The 4,946-nt window shown below is 69.4% G+C and carries 3 protein-coding genes and 4 pseudogenes; all 7 read left to right on the plus strand.

Annotated features, from left to right (window positions below; all coding sequences use genetic code 11):
* On the plus strand, nt 1-413 hold a 413-nt coding region (locus tag VT52_RS38555; RefSeq protein WP_206306690.1), incomplete at its 5' end, for a hypothetical protein.
* 259 nt (nt 414-672) lie between these two features.
* On the plus strand, nt 673-2,208 hold the full coding sequence (locus VT52_RS34225; RefSeq protein ID WP_046428738.1) for an AMP-binding protein: 1,536 nt from the start codon (nt 673-675) through the stop codon (nt 2,206-2,208).
* A gap of 555 nt (nt 2,209-2,763) precedes the next feature.
* Nucleotides 2,764-2,955, plus strand: a complete 192-nt coding sequence (locus VT52_RS36495; protein ID WP_079175460.1) for a hypothetical protein — start codon at nt 2,764-2,766, stop codon at nt 2,953-2,955.
* A 237-nt stretch (nt 2,956-3,192) separates the two neighbouring features.
* Nucleotides 3,193-3,552, plus strand: a pseudogene (locus VT52_RS39605) (Ku protein).
* A gap of 53 nt (nt 3,553-3,605) precedes the next feature.
* Nucleotides 3,606-3,713 (plus strand): annotated as a pseudogene (locus VT52_RS39610) (non-homologous end joining protein Ku); the annotation flags it as partial.
* Nucleotides 3,714-4,015: 302 nt separating this feature from the next.
* Nucleotides 4,016-4,219: pseudogene (locus VT52_RS38330) on the plus strand (IS630 family transposase); the annotation flags it as partial.
* 14 nt (nt 4,220-4,233) lie between these two features.
* A pseudogene (locus VT52_RS36500) lies at nt 4,234-4,553 on the plus strand (helix-turn-helix domain-containing protein); the annotation flags it as partial.
* Nucleotides 4,554-4,946 lie beyond the last annotated feature (393 nt).

Consider the following 4,946-nt stretch of genomic DNA (forward strand, 5'->3'; position numbering starts at 1 on the left):
CCCGCACGCCGGGGGAACCTCAGGCGACGGCCGCCCACCGGGCGACGGCCGCCCACCGGGCGACGGCCGCCCACCGGGCGACGGCCGCCCACCGGGCGACGGCCGCCCACCGGGCGACGGCCGCCCACCGGGCGACGGCCGCCCACCGGGCGACGGCCGCCCACCGGGCGACGGCCGCCCACCGGGCGACGGCCGCCCACCGGGCGACGGCCGCCCACCGGGCGACGGCCGTGCGCCGACATCCGGACGCATCCCTGGCCGCCCGACTCCGTCCCCGCGATACCGGCCCGGCCACCGAAGCCGACACGGGAGCCCGCCTCCCACCGGCGCACCGGCAGCTCCCGACACACGGCACCGAGAGCGCCCAAGCGGCCCCCTTCCGCACCCGCGAGATGACCGAAAAACACTCCTGACCAGGCACTATGTGGCACGCGCGAGGCAATGGCCGATTGTCGCGCCGGTCGGCTGCCGAATTTCGTGATGATCGGCATGACGTCCTACAGTCGACACATGGTTGGCCCAGGCAACCTTTGGCAGGGGTGTGCCGCCATCCCGCGTGGAGGGACGCCCACGCGACCGAGGCCATGAGGCGCACGCCTCCTGTCCCCCCACAGATGAACAACCATCAGGCCGGTCCGCGCACCCCTGCGTTCCGGCTCAGGAGGATCACACATGTCCGATGTCGCCCCACGCTTCCGCAACCACGTGGAGCACATCCTCGATGCCCTGCGGGAGAACCCCGACCGCGAGGCACTGGTACACGGCGACCAGCGGGTCACCGCAGGCGAGTTCCAGACCCTGGTGCATCGGATGGCGTGGGCCATGCAGGCCCAGGGCATCGAGCGCGGCCAGACGGTGACTCTGCTCAGCGGCAATCTGCCGGAGGCCTTGGCCGCGCGATATGCGGCCAATCTGATCGGCGCCCGAGTCAATCACCTGTACAGCAAGCTCGCTGCCGACGTACAGGCCGCGATCGTCCGCGACGTGGAGAGCCGGGCGCTGGTCGTCGATCCGCGGTTGACCGACCGGGCCGCCGACATCACCGAATCGGCGCCGGTCAAGTCAGTGCTGGTGCTCGGCCCGACCGAGACGGGCGAGGATCTGCTGGCGCTCTGCGCGACCCAGCCCGAAGAGCCGTTCGTGAGCCAGGCGCAGCCGGACGACATATGCGCCATCCGGCACACGGGCGGCACCACCGGCCATCCGAAGGGCATTTGCACCACCTACCGGCAGGTCCACGCGCAGCGCTCCGCGCGCCCGCTCGACGAGGCCGCCGCCCTGACGCGCCGCCAGCTCGTCGCCACCACCATGGCCCACGCCGCCGGCATGCTCATGGACGCCGTACTGGAGTACGGCGGCGCCGTGGTCCTGCTCGACGACTTCGAGGCCGGGCAGGTGCTCGAGACCATCGAGCGCGAACGCATCACCCATCTGTGGCTATTGCCGCCCCTGCTCTACCAGTTGCTCGACCACCCGCGCATGGAGCGCACCGACACCTCCACCCTGCGTCAGCTCCTCTACGGCGGCTGCCAGGCATCTCCGGCACGACTGGTCGATGCCGTACGCCGCCTCGGCCCCGTACTGATGCAGGGGTACGGACAGAACGAGGCAGGCATGATCAGCAGCCTGTCCGCGGACGACCACACGCACCCCGCGCGGCTGCGCAGCGCGGGAAAGATCCTGGACAGCGTCGAGGTCGAGATCCGGGACGAGGACGGCAACGTGCTTCCCGACGGTGCGCACGGCGAGATCGTGGTGCGCTCGGACATGGTCATGCAGGGCTACTGGAAGCAACCGCGGCTCACCGCGGAGATCCTCCAGGACGGCTGGCTGCACACCGGTGACATCGGATTCCGGGACGCCGACGGCTACTTGACCGTGGTCGACCGGCTGAAGGACATGATCGTGGTCGTCGGCGGCCACGTGTACACCACCGAACTGGAGGACCTGCTCAACAGCCACCCGCAGGTCCGGCAGAGCGCCGTCTTCGGCGTCCGCGACGAGGACCGCATGGAACGCGTCCACGCCGCTGTGCTGCTCGCCCCCGGCGCCACGACCGACGCGGACGAACTGCGTGCCTTCGTACGCGCCGAACGCGGATCGATGTACGAACCGGCCGGCATCACCTTCCCCACCGAACTGCCCCTCACCGACGTGGGCAAGCCCGACAAGAAGGAACTGCGCCGCCGCGCCACGACCCGGGCATGAGCCCGCACGCCGCAACCGCCGGCCCGCAACCGGCGTACCACCATCCTGCTCCGGAGCAGGATGGTGGTACGCCGGCGGCACGGGGGAGAAGCACACCGTCGCTCCGAGACGTCCCCGGTGACGAGTGCGGTGGGGAGCGTCCGACGCGGTCAGCGAGCCACCCCCACCGCCCCACCCCGTCGAGTACGACCGCACGCGCTCGACCTGCCCCCGGCCACCGCGGCTCCTGCCCCCGCGACCGGACCGGGGACACCGCACCGGGCTCCTCACCCGCCCCTGCGCAGCGACACTCGCCCGAATGACCCGAGCGACCGAGTGCACGTCCGGCCAGGTGCTGCCGTCGGCGTAGGCACTGAGGCAACCGCTGCCGGTCGGCGAGGGCGCCGTGAGATGGTGCCCCTGCCATCAGAAGGGATGCGCATCGGTTCCTCGACGTCAGCCTCATCCGATCGCGTCCATGTCTTTCACCGCGACCTGCCGCCGTTCAGGTGCCTTCGGCCGCGGTTCGATGTGCGGGAGGGTCTCGCACGGGTACCAGCTGCGGACACTGACGTCATGAGCGAGAGCGGCGAAGAGGTTCACCACCCCGGCGAGATCGTTCCGCAGTCCGGGATCTACGAATGCGATTGCGGCCAAGGTCACGCGTACAGCACCGACGTGAAGGGGCACCGGTTCCCTCCGCTGCATGACACCTGCAGCGGCAAGGGCTGGAAACTCAAGACCCCCACCTCGCGTCCTGGGACTTGAAGCTATCGGGAGCACGCCCTTTCGAGAGCTGCGCGGTCACGCTTGCGCTACCAGTGGACTTCCTGGCCCCGCCGGAGCCACCGAGGGTGCCGGCAGTCGCCTGCCCGTCTGCGCTTACCTGAGCCGTACGGGCGCCTGCCACTGCCGTCCGCCGCCCGTCGAACGGGCAGCGGTGCGAGCGTGTAGGCACCTGAGGGCGTATCCAGCCGAGGCTGGGCAGACGGGACGGAGACGTTCATGGCGCGGGCGGTCTGGACCGGTGTGATCACGTTCGGGCTCGTCACCGTGCCCGTCGGCCTGTACACGGCTACCGAGGTCCATACGGTCCACTTCCACCAGCTGCAGCGCGGCACCTCCGATCGGATCCGTGACCGACGGGTGAACGAACGCACTGGCGAGGAAGTCGACACCCGCGACATCGTCAAGGGCTTCGAGATCGGCGAGAGCGAGTAAGTGATCGTCGAGCCAGACGAACTGGACGAGATCGCTCCCTGCCGTTCCCAGACCATCGAGGTCAGCGATTTCGTCGACCTGAACGCCATTGCGCCGGTCTGTTTCCACCGCACCTACTACGTCGCTCCGCGGGGCAAGCACTAGCCGAGGTCTACGAGCTGCTGCGCGCCGCCCTGTCGCAGGCGAACAAGGTCGGCATCGCCACGTTCGTCATGCGCAACAAGCAGTACCTGACCGCCTTGCGCGCGGAGAAGGAGGTGATCGTGTTGCAGACTCTGCACCGGGCCGACGAGGTACGCGACCCGGGCAAGGAACTGCCTGAACTGCCATCGAGCCGGACGAGGAGCGGCAAGCAACTCGACATGGCGCGGCAGCTGGTCGACGCTCTCAGCAACGACTGGGACCCGGAGCGCTATCGCGACACCTACGAGGAAAAGGTGTGCGAGCTGGTCAAGGCCAAGGCGGAGGGCCAGGAGATCATGGCGTCCGAGGCGCCGACAAGGCCGGGGAGCAGATCGTGTTGGCCTGCGCTGCGGGCGGGAACAACACGGCCGTTGGAGCGCGGCTGGGTATCGACCGCAAGACGGTGGCGCGGTGGCGCACGTGGAAACCGCAGATCCAGGCTTTGGAGCGGACTGCTCCGGTGCTGCCGACGGTGCCCGGTGTCCCTGAGCGCAGCAGCTTCGACTACGTCCGGCACGGCACGGTGGACCTCTTTGCCGCCCTGAACACAGTCACTGGCAAGGTGATCGGGAAGTTGTCCGCGCGGCACCGGGCGGTGGACTTCCGTGACTTCCTCGACGAGATCGACCGCCAGACCGATCCCGGCCTGGCGAGCGTTGCCAGGTCAGCCACACCACCGCAGCCCGCTGCGCCCACCGCTACCGGCAACTCGGCGTCACCGCAATGAGCGACCGCTCCAGCCGCCCGCACCACCACCCCGCAGGACCGCGGCCGCCGTCGAGGAGCAGGTGCTACGGCTACGACGCGAGCACCGGATCGGGCCGCTACGACTGGCCGTACGATGCGGCATCGCCGCCTCGACCGCCCACCGCATTCTGGTCCGGCACGGCCTGCCGCCACTGGCCGCCATGGACCGGGCCACCGGCGAGCCCGTCCGCCGCTACGCGCGGTCGGGTGCGGGATCAACCGACTCAAGAGAAACCGGGCTGTCGCCACGAGATATGACAAGCTCACAGTCCGCTACGAGGCGACCGTCCTCGTCGCGGCCGTCGACGAGTGGCTGTGACCACACACGCGCACGGCCTTTCGTTAACCCGTTGCCCAGGAGCCGATCGGCCAGCTAGGTTCACCCAGCCGCCTGCATCGGTGCAGGCCGGCGCCGTCGACGAGGAGGTGTGGAGCACATGCGCAGGAGTGCCCAGCAGTTGAGCTCGCGTACTGACCTTCGCCACCTCCACACGACGGAGACACCTTGTCCCTTCGCATCACCCCACTGACCTGAGGTTCCCCCGAGATGCGGAGTGTGTTGACAGAGGGTCAGATGGGACTCATGAGAGGAACATCGACCATGGCTG

Origin of the sequence: Streptomyces malaysiense, assembly GCF_000980885.2 — a bacterium.
Lineage (GTDB): Bacteria > Actinomycetota > Actinomycetes > Streptomycetales > Streptomycetaceae > Streptomyces > Streptomyces malaysiense.